Source organism: Nocardia wallacei (assembly GCF_029868745.1).
Taxonomy (GTDB): Bacteria; Actinomycetota; Actinomycetes; order Mycobacteriales; family Mycobacteriaceae; genus Nocardia; species Nocardia wallacei_B.
In genome coordinates, this window is sequence record NZ_JARWOP010000378.1 from 1 (window position 1) to 20,826 (window position 20,826).

Annotated in this window: 7 protein-coding genes; 3 read left to right on the forward strand and 4 right to left on the reverse strand. The window is 70.9% G+C overall.

The window, feature by feature from the left end; all coding sequences use genetic code 11:
- The coding region (locus QH470_RS35665; RefSeq protein ID WP_280276804.1) for a type I polyketide synthase at nt 1–5,753 on the reverse strand (5,753 nt) is incomplete at its 3' end.
- Nucleotides 5,754–5,789: 36 nt separating this feature from the next.
- Nucleotides 5,790–14,126 carry a type I polyketide synthase gene (locus QH470_RS35670; RefSeq protein WP_280276805.1) on the reverse strand — a complete coding sequence of 2,779 codons (8,337 nt, stop codon included), beginning with the start codon at nt 14,124–14,126 and terminating at the stop codon, nt 5,790–5,792.
- A gap of 303 nt (nt 14,127–14,429) precedes the next feature.
- Between QH470_RS35670 and QH470_RS35675 the strand changes: the two genes are divergently transcribed.
- The 3 genes from QH470_RS35675 (at nt 14,430) to QH470_RS35685 (ending at nt 17,717) form a co-directional block, all read left to right on the forward strand.
- Entirely contained in the window at nt 14,430–15,593 is a 1,164-nt protein-coding gene (locus tag QH470_RS35675) for an acyl-CoA dehydrogenase family protein (protein ID WP_280276806.1), read from the forward strand.
- Between the two features lie 362 nt (nt 15,594–15,955).
- Nucleotides 15,956–16,369, forward strand: a complete 414-nt coding sequence (locus QH470_RS35680; RefSeq protein WP_280276807.1) for a histone-like nucleoid-structuring protein Lsr2 — start codon at nt 15,956–15,958, stop codon at nt 16,367–16,369.
- Between the two features lie 550 nt (nt 16,370–16,919).
- Nucleotides 16,920–17,717 carry a hypothetical protein gene (locus QH470_RS35685; protein WP_280276808.1) on the forward strand — a complete coding sequence of 266 codons (798 nt, stop codon included), beginning with the start codon at nt 16,920–16,922 and terminating at the stop codon, nt 17,715–17,717.
- Nucleotides 17,718–17,729: 12 nt separating this feature from the next.
- On the opposite strand, the gene QH470_RS35690 is transcribed toward QH470_RS35685, so the two are convergent.
- Nucleotides 17,730–19,220 (reverse strand): MutS-related protein, encoded by a 1,491-nt coding sequence (locus tag QH470_RS35690; RefSeq protein ID WP_280276809.1) that lies wholly within the window; start codon nt 19,218–19,220, stop codon nt 17,730–17,732.
- Nucleotides 19,217–20,734, reverse strand: a complete 1,518-nt coding sequence (locus QH470_RS35695) for a MutS-related protein (protein WP_280276810.1) — start codon at nt 20,732–20,734, stop codon at nt 19,217–19,219. Before QH470_RS35695 ends, QH470_RS35690 begins: the two co-directional genes overlap by 4 nt.
- Between the last annotated feature and the right edge of the window lie 92 nt (nt 20,735–20,826).

The following is a 20,826-nucleotide window of genomic DNA, read 5'->3' on the forward strand; positions in this document are numbered from 1 at the left end:
ACGCATTCCTGGACGGCCTGGCCGCGTGGGGGGGCCGCCCCCGGGGGGCCCCCCCCGGCCAAAGCCCGGGGGGGGGGGGGGGGGGCCGGGGGGGGGGGGGGGGGGGGGGGCCCGGGGGCCCCCCCCCCCCGCCCCCCCCCCCCCCCCCCCGGCGCTGGGCGGGGGGGGGCCCCGGGGGGCCCCCCCCCCCACGCGGCCAGGCCGTCCAGGAATGCGTTGGCGGCGGCGTAGCTTCCTTGGCCGGCGCTGCCGAGTACTCCGGCGACCGAGGAGAACAGGACGAATGCCGAGATGGCCGCGCCGGCCGTCGCCTCGTGCAGCTGCCATGCGCCGTCGACCTTCGGGGCGAGTACCGCGGCGACCCGCTCGGGTGTCAGCGATCCCACGACGCCGTCGTCGAGAATGCCCGCGGCGTGCACGATCCCGGTCAGCGGGCGCTCCGGCGGCACCGCGGCGACCAGGTCGCGGACCGCGACCGGATCGGTGACATCGCAGGCCACCGCGTCCACTACGGCACCGGCTTCGCGTAATTGCGCCAGCAGTTCCGCGGCGCCCGGCGCGGCCGCGCCCCGGCGGCTAGCCAGAATCAGATGCCTTGTCCCCCAGTGCGTTACGAGGTGCCGTGCCACGGCCGCGCCCAGTTCGCCGGTCCCGCCGGTGATCAGAACGGTCCCGTCGCGCAGTTCGGCCGGGATCGTCAGCACGAGCTTGCCGACGTGCCGTGCCATGCCGAAGAACCGGAACGCCGCGGGTGCGTCCCTGATGTCCCACGCCCGGGTGGGCAGCGGCCGCAGCACACCGCGATCGAACAGTCCGGTGAGTTCGGCGAGCATGTCGCGCAATCGGTCCCGTCCGGCGTCGAACAGGTCGAAGGCCCGGTAGGTGACGCCGGGGTAGCGCTCCGCGACCGCACCGGCGTCGCGGATATCCGTCTTGCCCATCTCCACGAACCGGCCACCGCGCGGCAGCAGTCGCAGGGAGGCGTCGACCAGGTCACCGGCCAGGCAGTCCAGGACGACATCGAATCCCTCGCCGTGTGTCGCCGCGGCGAACTTCTCCTCGAACTCACCGGTGCGGGAGGAGGCGATGTGCGCATCGTCGAAGCCCATGTCGCGCAGCGTGTTCCATTTCGGCGGGCTGGCGGTGGCGAACACCTCGGCCCCCCGGTGCCGGGCCAGCTGCACGGCGGCCGACCCCACGCCTCCGGTGGCTGCGTGGATGAGGACGCGATCACCGGGACCGAGTTCGGCAAGGTCGGTGAGCGCGTATTCGGCGGTGAGGAAGGCGGCGCACACGCCCGCGGCGTCCGTGTCGGTCAGACCCGCCGGAACTGGCACGAGCAGGCGGTGATCGGCCACGACGCGGGGGCCGACGCCCTGCTCGACCAGTCCCATCGCCCGGTCACCGGGCTCGAATCCGGTTACGCCCGGACCTGTCTCGATCACGACTCCCGAGACCTCGGAACCGATCGGCGTCCGGGTGTCGGGATACATACCCAGCGCGATCAGCACGTCGCGGAAGTTGAGGCCCGCGGCCCGGACCGCGAGGCGCACCTCACCGGGTCCGAGGGGCCGGGCGAGATCCGGGTACGGCGTCAATGCCAGCGCGTCCAGCGCGCCGCCGCCGGTCGCTTCGAGGTGCCAGGGCCCGGCCGATACCGGGGGAATCGTCAAGTGCCCGAACGTCTTCACGGCATGGAGCCGCGCCGCGTGCGGCACACCGTCGCGGAACGACACCCGGGGTTCGCCGGTGCCGAGAATGCCCGCGACGTCGATCTCCCCCGGCTGCACGTCCGCGATCACCACGCGGCCCGGGTTTTCGGATTGAGCCGAGCCCACCAGACCCCAGACTGCCGCACCGGCGGCGTCGGTGACCTGGTCGCCCACCGCGCCCGATGTGACGATCACCAAGGTGCTGGACGCGAACCGCCGGTCGGACAACCAGCACTGCAACACCTCCAGCACGTGCGCGACTACCCGGTGGGTGGCCTCCGCGACCGCGGTCTCACGTGCCACCGCACGGCAATCCAGCACGACCGCGGGCGGCGTTACTTCCAGGTCGTCTATGTCCGGCCACTCGGCCCAGCGCACCGGGGGCCGATCCTCCGAATCGACCGGCACCCACCGTAATCCGAGGAGCGGCCTCGCTGTTCCGATTGTTCCCGCCGTCTCGGGCATCGGCCGCAACCGGACCGCCCCCACGGACAGCACCGTGCGGCCCGACTCATCGATCCCGTGCAGCGAGTACACATCCTCACCGGAGCGGCGCAACCACACCCGCGCCACCGAGGCCCCCGGCACCGGTACCGACACCTCCTCCCACGCGAACGGCACCACGGGGGCGTCCCCGGGGACCCGATCGAGCAGCCGGGTGTGAAGGACCGAGTCCAGCAGCGCGGGGTGGAGCACGAAACCCACTGCCTCGGTGGCGCTCTCGCCGGTCAGCTCGGCCACCGCGGCACGGTCGTCCGCGCCGGACCACGCGCGGTGCAAGCCCTGGAAGCGGGGGCCGTAGTGGTAGCCGAGGTCGGCGAGCCGGTCGTAGGCGGTGGCGGTATCCAGCTCCGTCAGCTGCTCCGGCGGCCAGGACGGCGCGGTGCCCGGGTGGGTACCGGCCTCAGCACGCAGCACGCCTTCCGCGTGCCGGATCCATTCGCCGTCGATGCCGTCGGCGGAATGGATTCGCACCGCGCGGTCGCCGGTGGCGTCCGGCCCCTGCACTACGACCTGGATCCGGCGTGGTGTGTCGTCCGGGAAAGCCAGTGGGGCAAGAATTGTCAACTCACGGATGGCGGCACATCCGGCCGCCGCGGCGGCGCACAGTGCCAGTTCGACGAAGCCGGTGCCGGGGAACAGGACCGCGCCGTGTATTCGGTGGTCGGCGAGCCACGGGTGCGTGCCGGGCGATATCCGTCCGGTCAGCCGCAACTCTCCCGGCTCCGGCCCGTCGAGGACGGCACCGAGCATCGGATGGTCCGGACTGTGCAATCCCAGTCCCGTCGCGTCGCCGCCGTCCGGCATCGGCAGCCAATAGCGGCGATGCTGGAATGGGTATGTGGGCAACGGGATCCGACGCGCGCCGGTGCCCTCGAAAAGCGCTGGCCAGTCGACACTTTGCCCGGCCGCGAACGCCCGGCCCACGCCCTCGAGGAGCGCTCGCGGCTCCGGCCGATCCTTACGCAGGGCCGGGACGACGGCCCCGATCTCCGGAGCGGATTCCGTGATCGCCGACACCAGGCTCGCGTCCGGGCTCACCTCCACGATCCTGGTGACGCCCCGGTCCGTCAGCGCCGCGATACCCTCGGCGAACCGGACCGCCTCTCGTGCGTGCCGCACCCAGTAGTCGGCCGTTCCGTAACCGTCCTCGGCGACCGCTCCGGTGACGTTCGAGATGATCGGCAGTCGCGGCGCGCGCACCGTGAGAGCGGCGGCCACACGGCGGAATTCGTCCAGCATCGGATCCATCAGCTGCGAGTGGAAGGCATGCGAGACGTCGAGACGTTTCGTCCGGCGTCCCCGTGCGACGAACCCCGCCGCGACGTCGAGCACGCGGTCCTCGATACCCGAAATCACCACCGAGGCAGGCGAATTGACAGCCGCGATGCCGACACCGTCGGCCAGCAGCGGCGGCTCGGCGTCGGCGACGGCCGCCATGGACGCCAGCAGCAACGCCACCTCGTCCGGGCTCGCCTGTACCGCGACCATCGCCCCGCCGCCCGGCAGTTCGTCCATCAGCCGCGCGCGGGCCGCCACCAGCGTCGCCGCGTCCTCGAGCGACAGCACCCCCGCGACGTGCGCGGCCGTGATCTCGCCCACCGAATGACCCAGCACCACGTCCGGCCGCATACCCCAGCTCTCGAGCAGCCGGAACAGGGCGACCTCGACGGTGAACAGCGCGGTCTGCGCGTGCAGCGTCCGGGTGAGCGCCGCGGCGTTCGATCCCCACGCGATATCGGCGACCGCGCGGCCGGTGTGCCGTTCGATCGCCGCGGACGCGGCGTCCCAGGCGGCGGCGAAGGCCGGATACGCCCGGTAGAGCTCGCGGCCCATCCCCGGCCGCTGCGATCCCTGACCACCGAACACGAACGCCGTCGCCCCGGTGTCGGCGGCCGCGGTCTCCCCCACCGAGGCCAGGCCCGCCAGGAAGTCACCGCGCTCCGTTCCGAGCAACACCGTCCGATGGTCGAGGGCGGCGCGACCGGCCAGCGACCGGCCGACGTCCACCGGAAGCGCGTCGGGGTGCGCGGACAACCAGACCGACAGGCGATCCACCTGCTCCGCCAGCGCCGACCGGCTGCGTGCCGAGAGCGCCCACGGAATCACGGGCGGCGCAACAGGTTCCGGTGATGACTCGCGCGTCGGCGCCTGTTCGACGATCACGTGCGCGTTGGTGCCCGAGATGCCGAACGACGACACGGCGGCCCGGCGCGGGCGGCCGGTGTCGGGCCACGGCTGCGGCTCGGTCAGCACGGCGACGTGGCCGGTGTCCCACTCGACGTGCGGGCTGGGCCGGTCCACGTGCAATGTGCGCGGCAGCACGCCGTGCCGCATCGCCTGCACCATCTTGATCACCCCGGCCACGCCCGCCGCGGCCTGGGTGTGCCCTATGTTCGACTTGATCGAGCCGAGCCACAGCGGCGCTGCCGCCCGGTCGCGCTGACCGTAGGTCGCCAGCACGGCGTGGGCCTCGATCGGATCGCCGAGCGTGGTGCCGGTGCCGTGCGCCTCCACGGCGTCGACATCGGTCACCGTGAGACCGGCATTCGCCAGCGCCGCGCGGATGACCCGCTGCTGTGCGGGGCCGTTCGGGGCCGTCAAGCCGTTGCTGGCCCCGTCCTGGTTCACCGCCGAGCCCCGGAGCACGGCCAGCACCTCGTGCCCATGCCGCTCGGCGTCCGAAAGCCGTTCCAGCACCAGCATTCCCACGCCCTCGGCCCAGCCGACACCGTCGGCCGCCGCGGCGAAGGATTTGCAGCGGCCGTCCGGTGCGACACCGCGCTGCCGCGAGAATTCGACGAACATCCACGGCGTCGCCATCACCGTCACCCCGCCCGCGAGGGCGAGCGCGGTCTCCCCCGCGCGCAGCGAGTGCACGGCCTGATGCAGGGTGACCAGCGACGACGAGCAGCCGGTGTCCACTGTCACGGCGGGACCCTCCAAGCCCAGGAAGTACGAGACGCGGCCGGAGGCAACGCTTCCCGCACTACCGGTCAACAGGTAACCCTCGGCCTCCGCCGCGGTCCGCATGCCGCCGGAGAACCGCGCACCGTAATCGCCGTGCATGACCCCGATGAATGTGCCGGTATCACTGCCCCGCAGCAACTTCGGATCGATACCGGCGAATTCCAGCGCCTCCCACGTCACTTCGAGCAACAGCCGCTGCTGCGGATCGGTCGCCAGCGCCTCACGCGGGGACATGCTGAAGAAGCCGGCGTCGAAATCGCCCGCTCCGTAGAGGAATCCGCCCTCACGCACGGTAGACCTGCCCACCGCGCCGGGGTCCGGGTCGAACAGGTTCGCGAGGTCCCACCCGCGGTCCGCCGGGAACTCCCCCACCGCGTCACGGCCGTCGGCGACCAAGCGCCACAGATCCTCCGGGGACCGGACATCTCCGGGATAGCGGCAGCCCATTCCGACGATGGCGACGGGCTCGGACCGGGTGGCCCGCAGCGCGGCGAGTTCGCCGTGCAGGCGCTCGTTGTCCTTCGCGGCGACGCGGAGCGCTTCGAAGAGCCGGTCTTGCGGCGCGGTCATGGTGACACCCTCCGTCGATGGGTCGGAAGCGCGCGGTCAGGAACCGCTGTCGGACTGCAGGATGTGCCGGATGAGCGCCTCCTGATCCATCTCGTCGATCTGGGTGCCGCCGCGCTGCGCCACCGCCTGCCGCGGCTCGGCCGCCAGACCCACGAGCGTGTCGAGGATGCCCGCGGCGCGGAACCGCTCGATCGGGACCGACCGCAACGCCCGGCGCAGGGCATCGTCGTCGCCCACCGGCTCCGACCGGCCTGGGGCTGCCGGGCCGAGTTGCTCGGCAAGGTGCGCGGCGAGCGCGTCCGGCGTGGGATAGTCGAAGACGGCGGTGGTCGAAAGGCGCAGGCCGGTAACCTTTTTGATGCGGTTGCGCACCTCCACCGCGCTCAGCGAGTCGAACCCCATCTCCTCGAATTTCTGACCGGGGTCGATCGCGCCGGATCCGCTGTGGCCCAGCACTATCGCTATCTCGCCCCGGACCGCGTCGAGCACGAAGCGTTGCCGTTCGGAGGCGGGCGCGCGCCGCAAGCGCTCCGCGAGTCCCCCACCGGAGCGGGCCGGATTGCGTGCGGGCACCAAGCCGCTCAGCATCGGCGGGAGTTCACCGGCGTGTGCCTGTGCACGCAGGACGGCCGGGTCGAAGTGGGCGGCCAGCACGGCCGCCGTCTGGGTGCGTACGGCGGCATCGAACAGTGCCAGGCCCTCGGCGGTGGACATCGCCACCAGCCCGTCCCGTTCGACGCGGGCGAGATCGAGGTCGCCGAGTCGCTCGGTCATACCTCCGTCCTGTTTCCACAGTCCCCACGCGATCGACTGTCCGGTGAGGCCCTGAACGCGCCGCCAGGCGGCCAAGGCGTCCAGGAAGGTGTTGGCGGCGGCGTAGTTTCCCTGGCCCGGACCGCCGAGCACACCGGCCTCCGAGGAGAACAGCACGAACAGCCGCAGGTCCAGGTCCCGCGTCGCCTCGTGCAGCTGCCAGGCGCCGTCGGCCTTGGGCGCGAGCGCCGCGTCCAGCTGTTCGGGCGACAACGCGCCGACGAGACCGTTCGCCGCGACACCGGCGGCGTGCACGATCCCTCTCAGCGGGTGTTCGGGCGCGACCGCCGCGATCAGCGCGCGGACCGCGACCGGATCGGAGACGTCACAGGCGGCCACGTCCACCGCCGCGCCGGTATCCTCCAGTTGCGCAACGAGTTCCGCCGCGCCCGGCGCCGCCGTTCCGCGCCGGCTCGCCAGCAGCAGTCGCCGTACACCCCACCGGTCTGCCAGGTGGCGGGCCAGCACCGCGCCCAATCCGCCTGTGCCACCGGTGATCAGCACCGTACCGTCCCGCAGATCCGGTGGCGGCGCGGTCGGCTCGCCGGGCAGGCGAGTCACCCGGGGCACGTGTACCACCCCGTCGCGCAGCAGCACCTGCGGTTCGCCGGACGCGAGGACCGCGTCGACATCTATATCGCCGGACGCCACGTCGGCCAGCACGATGCGGCCCGGGTCCTCCGATTGTGCCGAGCGCACCAGCCCCCATACCGCCGCGCCGGGGAGGTCGGTCACGTCCTCGCCCACCGTGCCACGCGTGACGATCACGAGGGTGCTCGACGCGTACCGGTCCTCCGACAGCCAAGCCTGCACCACGGCCAGCACACCGGAAACTCTCTCGCGCAACCGTTCCGGCGCGACCGCGCCGGGCTCGCCGGATCGGCAGTCCAGCAATACCACGGGCGGCACCTGCGCCACCCGCGCCACCTCGCGCCATTCCGCCCACGGCCGCGCGGCACGGCCGCCGACCGTCTCCGTAGCCACCCAGCGCACTTCGGCCAGCCAGTCCCGCGCGTCCGCCGCGCCCAGCTGCTCCGTCGACACCGGACGCCACCGCAGGGTGCCGACCGACAGCACCTCCCTGCCCGACTCGTCGGTCCCTACCAGCGAGACCGCGTCGGGCCCGGTGATTTTCATCCGTACTCGCAGCGCGGGCACACCCGGTTCGGTAACCGAGACGTCTTCCCACACGAACGGCAGCAGCACGTCACCGTCGCCGCGGTCGGCCAGGAACGCGTGCAGCAGCGCGTGCAGGGACGCATCCAGCAGTGCCGGATGGATCGCGAAATCGCCTGCCTCGCCGCGTATCTCCGTCGGCAGCGCGGCCTCGCCGAAGATCTCGCCGGACTGCCGCCATGCCCCGGTCAGCCCGCGGAACAGCGGCCCGTACTCGAATCCCCACTCGGCCAGCCGCGCGTATCCGTCCGCCGTCTCCATCGGCTCGGCCGCGGCCGGAGGCCACGGACTCGGCTCGCCCGTGTCGGGTGCCGCCGCGCGTTCTCGTGCGAGCATTCCTTGCGCGTGGGTGGTCCAGCTCTGCCCCTGTGCGGCCCGGGAGTGCACGGAGATCGTCCGCTCGCCCGAGTCGTCCGGCTCCCCGACCCGCACCTGCACCTGCCGCGGCGCGCGGTCGGGGAAGACCAGTGGCGCTTGCAAAGTCAGCTCCCGCACCGTCGCGCAGCCGGCCTCCGCGGCCGCTCGCAGCGCCAGCTCGAGAAATCCGGTGCCCGGCAGCAGCACGGTCGCACCGACCACGTGGTCGCGCAACCAGCCGGGTGAGTCCGGCGTCAGTCGCCCGGTGAGCGTGAAGGCCGCCGAATCGGGCTGCGGCACCACCGCTCCCAGCATCGGGTGCGCGGCGGTGTCCAGCCCGGCGGCCGCGGTGCCGCCCGGCCCCGATCCGGTGTCGGCAAGCCAGTACCGGTCGCTGGCGAACGCATAGGCGGGCAGCCGCACCCGCCGCGCCCCGGCGCCGTCGAACAGCGCCTTCCACCGGACGTCCGCACCGGCTTCGAACACCGCGCCCGCCGCCGCCAGCACCGCGTCGACCTCCGGCCGCTGCCGCCGCAGGGTGGTGACGGCGACGATGTCGGTGCGCCGCACCGACTCCTGGACCGCCGCGGTCAGGCCACCGTCGGGCCCGATCTCCACGAACCTGGTCACCCCGGCGTCCTCGAGAAACCGGATACCGTCGGCGAAACGCACCGTTTCCCGGGCGTGCCGGACCCAGTATCGCGCGGACCCGAACTCCGCACCGGCCGGTGCGCCGGTCAGATCGGACACCAGTGGAATCCGCGGCGGCGTGGGTGTCATATGCACGATCGCCCGCTCGAACTCGGCGAGTATCGGCTCCATCGACTCGGAGTGGAAGGCGTGCGACACAGCGAGGCTCCTGGTGCGGAAGCCTTGCTCGCGCAACCAGATCACGACCTGTTGCACGGCATGGTCGACGCCGGAGACGACCACGGCTCGCGGCCCGTTCACCGCGGCGATATCCACGCCGTCGCCGACGAACGGACGCACCTCGGCCTCCCCGGCCCGCACCGCCACCATCGACCCGCCCGCCGGCAGCGACCGCATCAGGCGGCCCCGGACGGCGACCAGCGCGGCCGCGTCGTCGAGGGTCAGCGCACCCGCCACGTGCGCGGCCGCGATCTCGCCCACGGAGTGTCCGATCACCAGATCCGGTGTCACCCCCCAGGTTTCGAGCAGCCGGTACAGCGCCGCCTCGACCGCGAACAGCGCCGCTTGGGCATGATCGGTGCGCTCCAGTGCCGCCTCGCTCGCACCCCACACGACGTCCTGGATCGGCAGATCGTGCCGCGCCAGCGCGGCCGTCACCTCATCCCATGCCGCGGCGAACGCCGGAAACGCCTCGTACAGTTCGCGTCCCATGCCGAGTCGCTGCGCCCCCTGCCCGGCGAAAACGAACGCCGTCTTCCCCGGCACCGGACCCGGTCTCGCACTGCCGATCTCCGCCAGCTGCGCGAGCAGCGCGTCCCGGCCGGTTCCGGCCACCACCGCCCGGTGCTCGAACACCGTCCGGTGCGCGAGCGACCAGCCGACGGCCACCGGGTCCAGATCCGCTCGCTCGGTGACGAATTCGCTCAGCCGGTGCGCTTGCGCGGCCAGCGCCTGCGGGCTGGGGCCGGAGATCACCCACACCGTCGCCCGCGACGGTGACCGCGGCGCCTCGGCGACGGGATCGGACGGCGGCGCCTGCTCGATGATCACGTGCGCGTTCGTGCCGCTGATGCCGAACGAGGACACACCCGCGCGCCACGGCCGATCCACGGCAGGCCAGGGTCGCGCGCCGGTCAGCAGCTCGACGGCGCCGGCGGACCAATCCACGTGCGGCGACGGCTCGTCCACGTGCACGGTGGGCGGCAGCACCCCGTGTCGCAATGCGAGCACCATCTTGATGACACCCGCCACGCCCGCGGCGGCCTGGGTGTGACCCAGATTCGATTTCACCGACCCCAGCCACAGCGGCCGATCCGCCGGGCGGTCCTGCCCGTAGGTCGCCAGAATCGCCTGCGCCTCGATCGGATCACCGAGCGTCGTGCCCGTGCCGTGCGCCTCGACCGCATCCACCTCCGCGGCGGCCAGGCCGGACGCGGCCAGCGCCGCCCGCAGCACCCGCTGCTGCGCGGGACCGTTCGGGGCGGTCAGGCCGTTGGACGCGCCGTCGGAGTTGACCGCCGAGCCGCGCACGACCGCGAGCACCTCGTGCCCGTGGCGACGGGCATCCGAAAGCCGTTCCAGCACAAGCACACCCACGCCCTCCGACCAGCCCACGCCATCGGCCGCGGCGGCGAACGATTTGCACCGGCCGTCCGGCGCCAGTCCGCGCTGCCGGGAGAATTCGAGGAACAGCCACGGCGAACCCATCACCGTCACGCCACCGACCAGCGCCAGCCCGCACTCGCCCGCCCGCAGCGCCCGACCGGCCTGATGCAGGGCCACCAGCGACGACGAGCACGCCGTGTCGACCGACACCGTCGGCCCGTGCAGTCCCAGGAAGTACGCGATCCGGCCCGACGCCACGCTCAGCGCGCTGCCGGTCAGCCGGTAGCCCTCGCTGTCGCCGCCGGAGGCGTGCAGCCGGGGCCCGTAGTCCTGGCCGTATATCCCGACGAAGACCCCGGTGTCGCTGCCGCGCAACGACACCGGGTCGATGCCCGCGGTTTCGAGGGCCTCCCACGACACCTCGAGCAGTTGCCGCTGCTGCGGATCCATACCGGTCGCTTCGCGCGGGCTGACGCCGAAGAACCGCGCGTCGAATTCCCCTGCCCCGTCGAGAAATCCACCCCGGCGCACCGTGGACCTGCCACGCGCGTCGGGGTCCGGATCGAACAGTCCCTCCAGCTCCCAGCCGCGATCGGCGGGGAAGTCGCCGACCACGTCGCGGCCCTCGGCGACGACCTGCCACAGCTGTTCGGGCGAACGGATGCCGCCGGGGAACCGGCACGCCATCCCCACGATCGCGAGTGGTTCGTCGGACGCGACCGCGGCGGGCACGGCGGTCGGCTCGTCGGCGCCCACCGCCAATTGCGCCAGGCGCCGGCCCAGTTCGGCCGGTGTGGGGTAATCGAACACGGCGCTGGACGGCAGCGGCACACCGGTGCGGACGCTCAGCCTGGCGACCAGGTCGACGGCCGTCGCCGAGACCATTCCCGCAGCCTTGAACGGCCGGTCGGAGGCGATCGCGTCGGCGTCGCGATGCCCGAGGACGCGCGCCGCCTCACGACGCACGATGCGCACGTAGTCGTCGGGTTCGGGGGGCGCGGGCTCGCCCGGGACGGGCTGCGGGGCGGGCCTCGCCGAAACCGGCGATGACGCGGGCCTCGCCGAAACGGGCTGCGGCGCGGGCGTCGCCGGGGCGGGCGCGGGCACCACCGCCGAGGTGTCCGGCCAGTACCGTTGACGCTCGAAAGCGTATGGCGGCAACTCGATTCGCCGACCGGTCCCGGCCGTTGCGGCGAGCACACCCGCCCAGTCGACAGCGCCGCCACCGACGAACAACCGCGCCGCCGAATCCAATAGCCGGCCGGTTCCGCCGACGGACCGCGACAGCGAGCCGACGGCCGCGACCCCCGGCACCGCCGACTCCGCCGCGATGTCCTGCACGCTGCCGGTCAGGACCGGGTGCGGACTCGACTCGAGGAATACGCGATCACCCGCGGCCAGCAACGCGGCCACGGCCGCGTCGAATCGCACCGGCTCCCGCAGATTCCGGAACCAGTACTCCGCGCCGAGTTCCGCGCCGTCGAGCCGCCGGTTCTCGACCGTGGAATGAAAGGGCACCGTGCCCGGTCGCGGGCTGATGCCGTCCAGATCGGCGAGCAGCGGATCCCGGACGGCATCGACATGCCGGCTGTGCGAGCCGTACCCGACCGGCAGCAGCTGGGTACGGATTTCCGCGTCGGCGCATTCGCGCGCCAGGTCGGTCAGGGCCGACAACGCACCGCTCACCACCACTTGGCGCGGGCCGTTGACCGCGGCGATCTCGAGGTCCCGGCCGTTCAGCCGCCGCCGCATCCCGGCCTCGGACTCCGCGATCGACAGCATGCCGCCGCCGCGCGGCAGTCGTTGCAGCAGAGCCGATCTCCGCGCCACTACCCGCGCCGCATCGGCCACCGACAGGATGCCCGCCACGTGCGCCGCGGCGATCTCACCCTGGGAATGCCCGATCACCACCGCCGGCTCCACTCCCCACGAGCGCCACAGCGCCGCGAGCGAGACCATCATCGAGAACAGTGCCGGTTGCAGCACATCGTCGCGCTCGGCGGTCCGTTCCTCGGCGCGTCCGGCCAGCACGTCGAGCAGTGACCAGTCGGTGAGTGGCCGGAACGCCTCGTGGCAGCGGGCGATCGAGGCCGCGAACACCGGTGACGTCGCCAGCAATTCGCGTGCCATGCCGAGCCACTGCGATCCCTGCCCGGGAAACACGAAGACCACGCCGGACGCCCGCGCCGGGCGGGCGGCGGTGACGACCGTCTCGCCCGGATCACCCTCGGCCACACCGCGCAACGCCGCCGTCAGTTGCTCCCGATCCGCGCCCGACACCACCGTGCGATGTTCGAAGACCGTCCTGGTGGTGGCCAGCGACCAGGCCACGTCCACCGGGTCGGGTCCGGTCTCGTCGCCGACGGTCTCGAGCAGCCGCGCCGCCTGGCCGCGCAGCGCGGTGGCCGAACGCGCGGAGAGCGTCCAGGCGATCGGCGCACCGCGCGGGCGCGACACCGGTTCGGGCGCGACCGGTCCGGGTGCGGACAGCACCAGGTGGCAGTTGGTGCCACCGATGCCGAACCCGCTGACCCCCGCCACTCGCTCCCGGTCGTGGTCCGGCCAGTCGCCGAGCCGATCCTGGACCCGTAGATGCCACTGCTCCAGGGGAATCCGGGGATTGGGCGCGCCGTAGTTCAGGCTCGGCGGGATCCGGCCGTGTTCGAGCGCCAGGACCGTCTTGATCATCCCGAGGACACCGGCCGCGCCCTCGAGGTGCCCGATATTCGTCTTGACCGAGCCGACCCGCAGCGGTGTCGCGGCGGTCCGTCCGGCACCGAGCACCGCGGCGAGCGCGGCGGCCTCGATCGGGTCTCCCACTCGCGTTCCGGTGCCGTGCAATTCGACATAACCGACCCGATCGGGCGCCACGCCCGCGCGCTCGTACGCGACGCGCAGGACCGCGGCCTGCCCGTCGATACTCGGCGTGGTCAGGCCCATCGTGGCTCCGTCGTTGTTGACGGCCCCGCCCCGCACGACGGCGCGGATGGTGTCGCCGTCGCGCATCGCCGCCGACAGCGGCTTCAACACGACGATGCCGCCGCCCTCCCCCCGCACGAACCCGTCGGCGCGGGAATCGAAGGTGTGGCACCGGCCCCCGGGGGACAACGCGCCGAGCCGCTCGAGCGATAACCCGCTGTCGGCGACCAGATTCAGGTGCACGCCGCCCGCGATCGCGTAATCGCACCCGCCCGAACGCAGGCTCTCGCACGCGAGCTGCACGGCGACCAGCGACGAGGACTGCGCGGAATCCACGGTCAGGCTCGGCCCGCCGAGGCCGAGGGCGTACGACACGCGGTTCGCGATCAATCCGCGGCTGGTGCCGGTGAGAGTGTGCGCGCCGACCCCCGCGCTGCCGAGTCTCGACAGCACCGTCGCGAAGTCGCCACCCGAGGCGCCCACGAACACACCGGCCCGCCCGCCACGCAGCCGATCCGGCACGATGCCCGCCGATTCCACAGCCTCCCAGCTCAATTCCAGGGCCAGTCGTTGTTGCGGGTCGGTCGCCGCCGCCTCGCCCGGCGACATCCCGAAGAAGTCCGCGTCGAACTCCGCGGCATCGGGCAGGTAGGAGCCGCGGCGCAGGCCGGGCGGGAGCGGCTCGGCCCCGGCCCGGCGATCGGCCGGTGTGTCGCCGATGGTGTCGCGGCCGTCCACCAGCAAGCGCCAGAACTCGCGCGGCGTCCGGGCGTGCGGCACCCGGCACGCCATACCGATCACGGCAATGTCGCCGCGGTCGGTCACCGGCGTCGCGGCATCAGTGGTCTCCATCGCCTCGCGCTCCCCGGGTCGTGAGTGGGCACCGGCCGGTCCCCCAATGAACGATATCCGATCGGCCGAAGAATGTGATCCCTTCTTTCGCCGAGCTGCCAGAACATTGTTGCCGCGGCACCGCCCGCCAGGTCAACCTCCTTGTTGTACAGCATGTTCGGTCCGCTGCGAACAGTCGCTGCCGATCATTCCTGCCGCGCCCTGCCCGCGAACGGGCCTCCGCATCTATGATGCCGACAATGCATTCTTCGGAGGCAGGCGAGCAATCTTCGGTCCCGGCCCGGCGAAGGGAAGGTCACCCCGATGGCACCAGAACCCCAGCACCTGCGGACGATCCGCGAGTTCGTCGCCGAGGAGCTGATAGACCGGCAGGAGTACCTCGACTCGTTCGCCGACGCGCCCCTGCCGCTGTACGAGCGGTTCCACAAGACCGGACTGGCGAACTGGTGGCTCGCGGAGGATCTCGGCGGCCTCGGCCTCGGCCTCACCGACAGCGTCGACATCGTGTCGGAACTGGCGTACGGGGACGCGGGCGCGGCCTTCACCCTGTTCGTGTCGATCCTCGGCACCAGCATCGTCGAGCTGTACGGCTCGGCCGACCTGCGCACCACCTACCTGGAACCGATGGCCCGCCACGGCACGTTCTGCGCCACCGTCGGCAGCGAGGAGGAAGCGGGCAGCGAACTGTCACGGATCACCACCACCGCCACGCGGCACGGCGACGACGTCGTACTCACCGGCGAGAAGTACTTCTCCACCAACGCCGGGTTCGCGGACTTCTACATTGTCGTCGCCCGATCCGAAGCGGCCGCCGACGGATACCTCGCCGTGCTGGTGCCGCGTGACACCCCGGGACTGCGAGTCGTACGGCGCTGGGAAATGATCGGCCTCCGGTCCTCGGGCACCTATCAGCTGAGCCTGCGGGACTGCCGGGTGCCGGCGGCCAATGTGCTCGCGGGCCACGGCTTACGGCTGCTGGAGTTCGGCCTCAATGCCAGCCGGATCCTCATCGCCGCGACCGCGGTCGGTATCGCGCGCCGCATCCGCGACCTGAGCATGGAGTACGGCAGGCACAAACACGTCCGCGGCGAACCACTGACCGCCAACGCCGTCTTCGCCGCCAAGCTCGGTCAGATGGAAACCTGGATCGAGGTGATGCGCAATCAGTGCCTGGCCGCCGCGCGCGAATACGACACGCTCATGGCGACGCCGGACGCCGCGGCCGAATTCCGCCGCCAGGGCTCGCTCCGCTCGGCATTGACGACCAAGCTGTTCTGCGGCCAGACCGGCTGGTCGATCGCCGGGACGGGCTCGGAGATGTTCGGCGGCCTGGGATACACCACCGGTTCGATCATCGGCAAGCTGGTTCGCGACATGCGGTATATCGCAATCGTCGAAGGCGGCGAGGACGTCCTGCGCGACATTGTGTACAGCCGGTACGTGGTTCCGCCGACCAAGCGGATCTGAGATACGGAGCCATCGCACATTGCAAAGAATTTTCAGCTGCCGCGGACCGTGACGAAACGGCAACAACGCCACTTCGCTTTAGCCACACAAGGGTCGCGCGATGGCAACATCCCACGATTAACGATGCCGCCCCGAGACCCGGCGAATATCCGCACTTACCGTACACATTTCCCTCGCATTGCGGACCATCGGCCCTTGCGCCGGTCACCGCGTTTACTGTGACCTCCATCGCTATCCGCGCACGGGAGCGGCGGAGGAACTGTGGTAATCGTCGTCGGTCGGCGTGGCCCGGTTGCATTTCGACAATGCGCGCGTTTACCATGTCCTGCACAAGGGTGTCCAACCTCCGTGAAAGGACTCTGGTGGCAAAAAAAGTCATCACAAAGACTGTCGTTACCGACGATTTCGACGGGAACGAAATCCAGGATGGGCACGCCCTAGAGGTCAAGATCAGCATCGCAGGCACGGAGTACCGGTTGGATCTGCGCCCGGAGAACGTCGACAAGTTCCGCGCGCACATCCGGAAATGGCTCGAGGCCGCCCAGTCCGGCGGCGCCTCGTCTCCGGAGCAGCCCGCCGAGCGCCGCGCCACCCCCGCACGGCGCACCGGCCGGCCGACCACGAAGCGCGGCAGCCGCCGCAAGGGCCCGTCGCCGCGCCGGCCGCGGGAGGAGATCCAGGCGGTCCGCGAGTGGGCGCTCGCGCACGGGTTCGAGGTCTCGCCGCGCGGCCGCATCTCCAACGAGGTGCACGACGCTTTCAAGGCCGCGCACTGAGCGCGAGTTCCGACATTTTCGGACATTTCCGATCATTCGGGCACCGAGAACGGTGCTCACGCAGCGGACGACATGGGCGAACAGGGGCATCGGCCGACCGATGCCCCTGAAACTGACGGCACCGCCGCGGCAGCGCCGCCGGTCCGGACACCGCTCTCGATCATCGCGAGCGCGATGCCTCAACCACCAGCGCCACAACACTTTTCACCGTTCTCGCGGCACCGGCCGGGCCTCGTCACCGTGCCGGTCCACGGCGATAGTGCGCCGCCACAGAACGTTGACAGGGCCTTCGTACGCAGGCATCATCTCCCTAACCACGCCAGTCCGTTTCCGAGGAGCCCGCGGGGCCGACACAGCATTGTGTAGGCAACCCACCGATGCGTCCCGAATGGACCCACACCCTTGGTTTACTGCTTTATGTACGACGTATATGATCGAGTTCTGACCTTCGCGGGGGGAGCAAGCATTGCGCAATCAATCATCTTCGCGCCGGGACGAAGTGGTAGCCAAGGTCAGGCAAATTGCAATCAACACACTTCTCGGCCTCGGGGTGATCGTCGCGCCGGCGGCCTCGCTGGAACTGGTCGCGGTCGACGGCACCCGGTATTACCTGAAGACATTGTTGTCCAAGTGCCAGCAGGAGCCCGACACCCGGTGGCCGCACATCGTCTACGACCACTTCACCGCAGCCGGGGTGTGCGTGCCGTCCCAGCCCGCCCGGGATCGGGTCGCCGACCACATTCGCGTCCAAGTGGCGCCGCCGCACACCGCCGGGCGGCGTAACTCGAAGTTGTTGCACGCCAAACCGATTGCGTCCGACATCGATACCGCGGTACCGCTGGCCGGGTTACTCCTGGACCCGTCCGACCCCGCGGCGAGCACCGGCGAGCCCGCCGTGGGCAGCCGGGACGCGGAAGAGTTGTGGACCCTCGCCTCGGCGAATACCGCAGCCGAGCCGATCGATCACCGAAACCGGTTGGAGCGCAACGATATCGTCATCGATGTGCTCGAAGGGGAATCACCCTTCGTCGCATCGAAGATCGCCGTCATGTCCTACCTGGTCGCCAGCGAGATCGGCCCGGCGCCCTACGGGGTGCTGATCGCCATCCCCGACCAGCACATGATCGCATTCCACCGATTGAGCAGCGCGGCAAACGCGCTGTTCACCGGCTACCTGCTGATCGATTTCGCGAGCCACTTCACCGAGCGCGGCCGCGCGCCGGTGACGCGCGAGATTTTCTACTGGTACGACGGGCAAATGCAGCAGTTGACCCGTACCGACCCCAAGGGGGTCACCGATCTGCACATCACCGGCGCGTTCGAGCAGGTGTACCGCGAAATGCCCTGAGCGGGCGGGTGTTCAGTCGCCGGAGGGATCGCCGGGGAGTCGCTCACCGAAGACCCGGGCGTAAATGTCCTCACCGTGGCTGGTGGCCTCGGGAGCGCCCGCGGCCACGCGATAGGTGCGACGGCCGTCGGCGGCGCGCTGGGCCCGCAGAAACAGGTCGGTGTCCCGTCCCGCCGCGTACCGCTGCCGGACGAAGTCGTAGAGGTGTGTCACCAGTACGACCTTCGCGCCGGATTCGAGCAGGGCCGACATGATCGGGTCGGCGATCGCCGCGGCCTCGCGGTCGTTGGTGGATGCGAACGGTTCGTTGCACAGCAACATTCCGCCAGGACGCAGGGCCTCGGTGAGTTCGCGCATGCGGGCCAGCTCCTCGTCCAGCCGCCCGTGTTCCATATCCGGATCCTCGGCGCGCACGAAATGCGTGAACACACCGTTCCGCACGTCCGCGCCGAAGTCCGCGGCCGTAACGAACATACCGGCCTGCATCATCAACTGCGCCGTGCCGACACTGCGCAGGAATGTCGACTTGCCGCCGCTGTTGGCGCCGCTGACGACGAAGAATGTCACCCCGGCCGCCTCGACATCATTGCCGACCACGTCCGCCGAGGACAGGCACAGCGCCGCGTCGCGCAGGTCACGGCATCGCAATGCCGGCGCACCCGGCACCGGCACGGGGTAGCACATCGGCGTGCCCGTCCGGCCGAGCCGGTCCCGCAGATTCAGGCAGCCCAGATAGAAGGCCAGCTCGGTGCGCAGGTGCCGGAAGAAATCCTGCACGCTGTCGGTCGCTCCGGACACCACCTCGGCGACCGTGTCGAGCGCGGGCTCGACCACGGCGCTCAACGGATCGTCGGGCAGTTCGAAATCGCTCGTCGCCTCGAAGGTGGCGCCCGAGCGCCGCCCGAACAGCGACCGTTTGGCGTTGCGCGGCGGTTCGTGCAGCACGATGCGGTCGGCCTTGTTCCCCGGGCCCAGCGCCGCGCTGAACTGCACGCCGTCGTCGAAATACAATGCCGCCAAGTGGGTTTCCAGCCCGGCGAGATAGTCGTCGTCGAGCATGTCGGTCATCAGCTCGCGGAACCGCACGAGGCCGTCGGAGCTGCACGCGCCGGCGTACTTCTCGCACGTCTGCCTGAGTCTGCGCAGCTGGCCGACCAGGGCCTCGAGCGGTTGCAGCGCCAGCCCCAGTTTGCTCCGGGGCGCGCGGCCGCGCCCGACCATCCAGCGCCGCACCGTGGTCGCCTCGGTGGCGACGGCGTACAGCGCGCGCAGCATTTCCGGTTCCGCGGAGAAGTTCGCCAGCACGCCCTGCCGGTAGCGGATGATCTCGATGTCGGTCAGGCTCGCGGGGACGACCGCCCGCACGACGCTCGCGACGAACTCGTCACCGGCGGCCATCACCGTGAACAGTTCGTCCAGGTTCAGGTCCGCTGCGACGGCGGCGCCGTTGCGGGCCACGTGCAGCGGGCGGTCGGGCGGCTGCAGCAGGCCTACGGGGATCATCGGACCCGCGCCCGGATCGCGTCGTAGGTCAGGCCGTGCCGCTCGGCGACGGCGGCCGCGTAGGCCAGTCCGTCCGGCGGCCGCCGCTCGATCCGGAATGTCCTGACGGCCTCGTCGCCCGCGGCAACTCCCGCGACCATGCTCACCACCTCCGGTCCCAGGTCCGCGAGTTCGTCCAAGAATGTCACGTACACGGCGACGGCGCCGCGCGCGACGATCCGGCGCACCACGTCGCCGCCGATCCGCAGCGCGTCGGCGGCCGCTGTGGTGCTGAAGCTTTCGTTCAATACCACGATGCTGTGCGCGGTGATCCCGTCCACGATGTCGCGCATCCGGAGCAGTTCCTGTGCCAGTGCGCCGTCCGGATCGCTGATGTCGTCGTCGTGGACGAAATGCGTGAACAATGCGTCCGGCAGCAGTACCCGCGCCCGCGTGCCCGGCACCGGGCAGCCCAGTGCGGCCAGGTAGAACAATTGCCCGAACATCCGGGCGAAGGTGCTTTTGCCGCCCTGATTGGGGCCGGTGACGACGAGTATCCGCTCGGGCCCCTCGAGCCGGAAATCGTTGCGCACCACGATGGCCGACTTACCGGCGAGCCGTACGGCCAGCGCGGCGTCGTACGCGCCCTCCACGTGAATGTCGGCGAAATCCGAGGTGACCTCGGGATAGCAGAACGGCGCCCCGTGTGCCGTGAGTTTCCGGACGAACCGGAGATAGTCGAGATAAAACTGTAGTTCGGTGTCGAAACGCGCGACGGCGGGCGCGATGAAGTCGCGGTGCCGCTCGGCGTGCTGTTCGAGCCGGCGGAACGGCCGCGCATGCTGACCGGCGACGAGCGCGATGACCTGCTCCTCGACTTCGTTCATATCGGGCCACGGGTCGACCACGCGCGGCCGGGAAACGACGGCGTCGGCCCGGAAGCGCGCGAACGCCTCCCCGATGATCGCGCTGTAGTCGGCCTGGTCGGCATACCGATCGATGACGAGTTGACGCCCGGTGACGTGCACGGTGTACCGCACCGACTCCAGTTCCGCGCGCACTTCGGCGGCCTCGGCGACCAGCTCCCGATACGCCGGCGCGCCGATATGGTCGTGCAGCCAGTCCCGCCAGTGGCGCAATCCATTGGAGCGCAACGGCAATGCGGTCAGCGCGCTGTCCAGCTCCGCGAGTGTCCGGGAGTAGACCGCCTCGGCGTCGAGTTGCCATCGGTTGCGTTGCTGCGGGTGGTGCAGGCGTCGGCCGCGCTCCACATGCTCTCGTACCGAACGCATTCCGGCCGTGAAGGCCTCGAATGCCGCGCGCACGGAGTCGTCCTCCAGGTCCCGGAAGATTTCGTGCCGATAGGCCACCGAATCGATGTCGCGCAGCGGCCGACGATGGACCGCGTCGTGCGCGATTCCTCCTGTGGCCGTGAAGATCTGGTCAAGATTCAAATCCGCGAGCACATGCGGTTCGACATCGACCGCGTGTGCTTCGTCGCTGCCGCTCCACAGAATGCTCCCGAACTCGGCCAACGCTGCCCTCCCGACGGATGCCCCCAAACATAGCACGCACCCCATCGCCTCTCTGCGACAAACTTCGAACAATGCGCGGGCCGGGCAGCGGC

Coding starts and splice junctions, on each gene's coding strand:
- QH470_RS35670 (WP_280276805.1), bottom strand. CDS start 14,126: ATGGAGACCACTGATGCCGCGACGCCGGTGACCGACCGCGGCGACATT.
- QH470_RS35690 (WP_280276809.1), bottom strand. CDS start 19,220: ATGATCCCCGTAGGCCTGCTGCAGCCGCCCGACCGCCCGCTGCACGTG.
- QH470_RS35675 (WP_280276806.1), top strand. CDS start 14,430: ATGGCACCAGAACCCCAGCACCTGCGGACGATCCGCGAGTTCGTCGCC.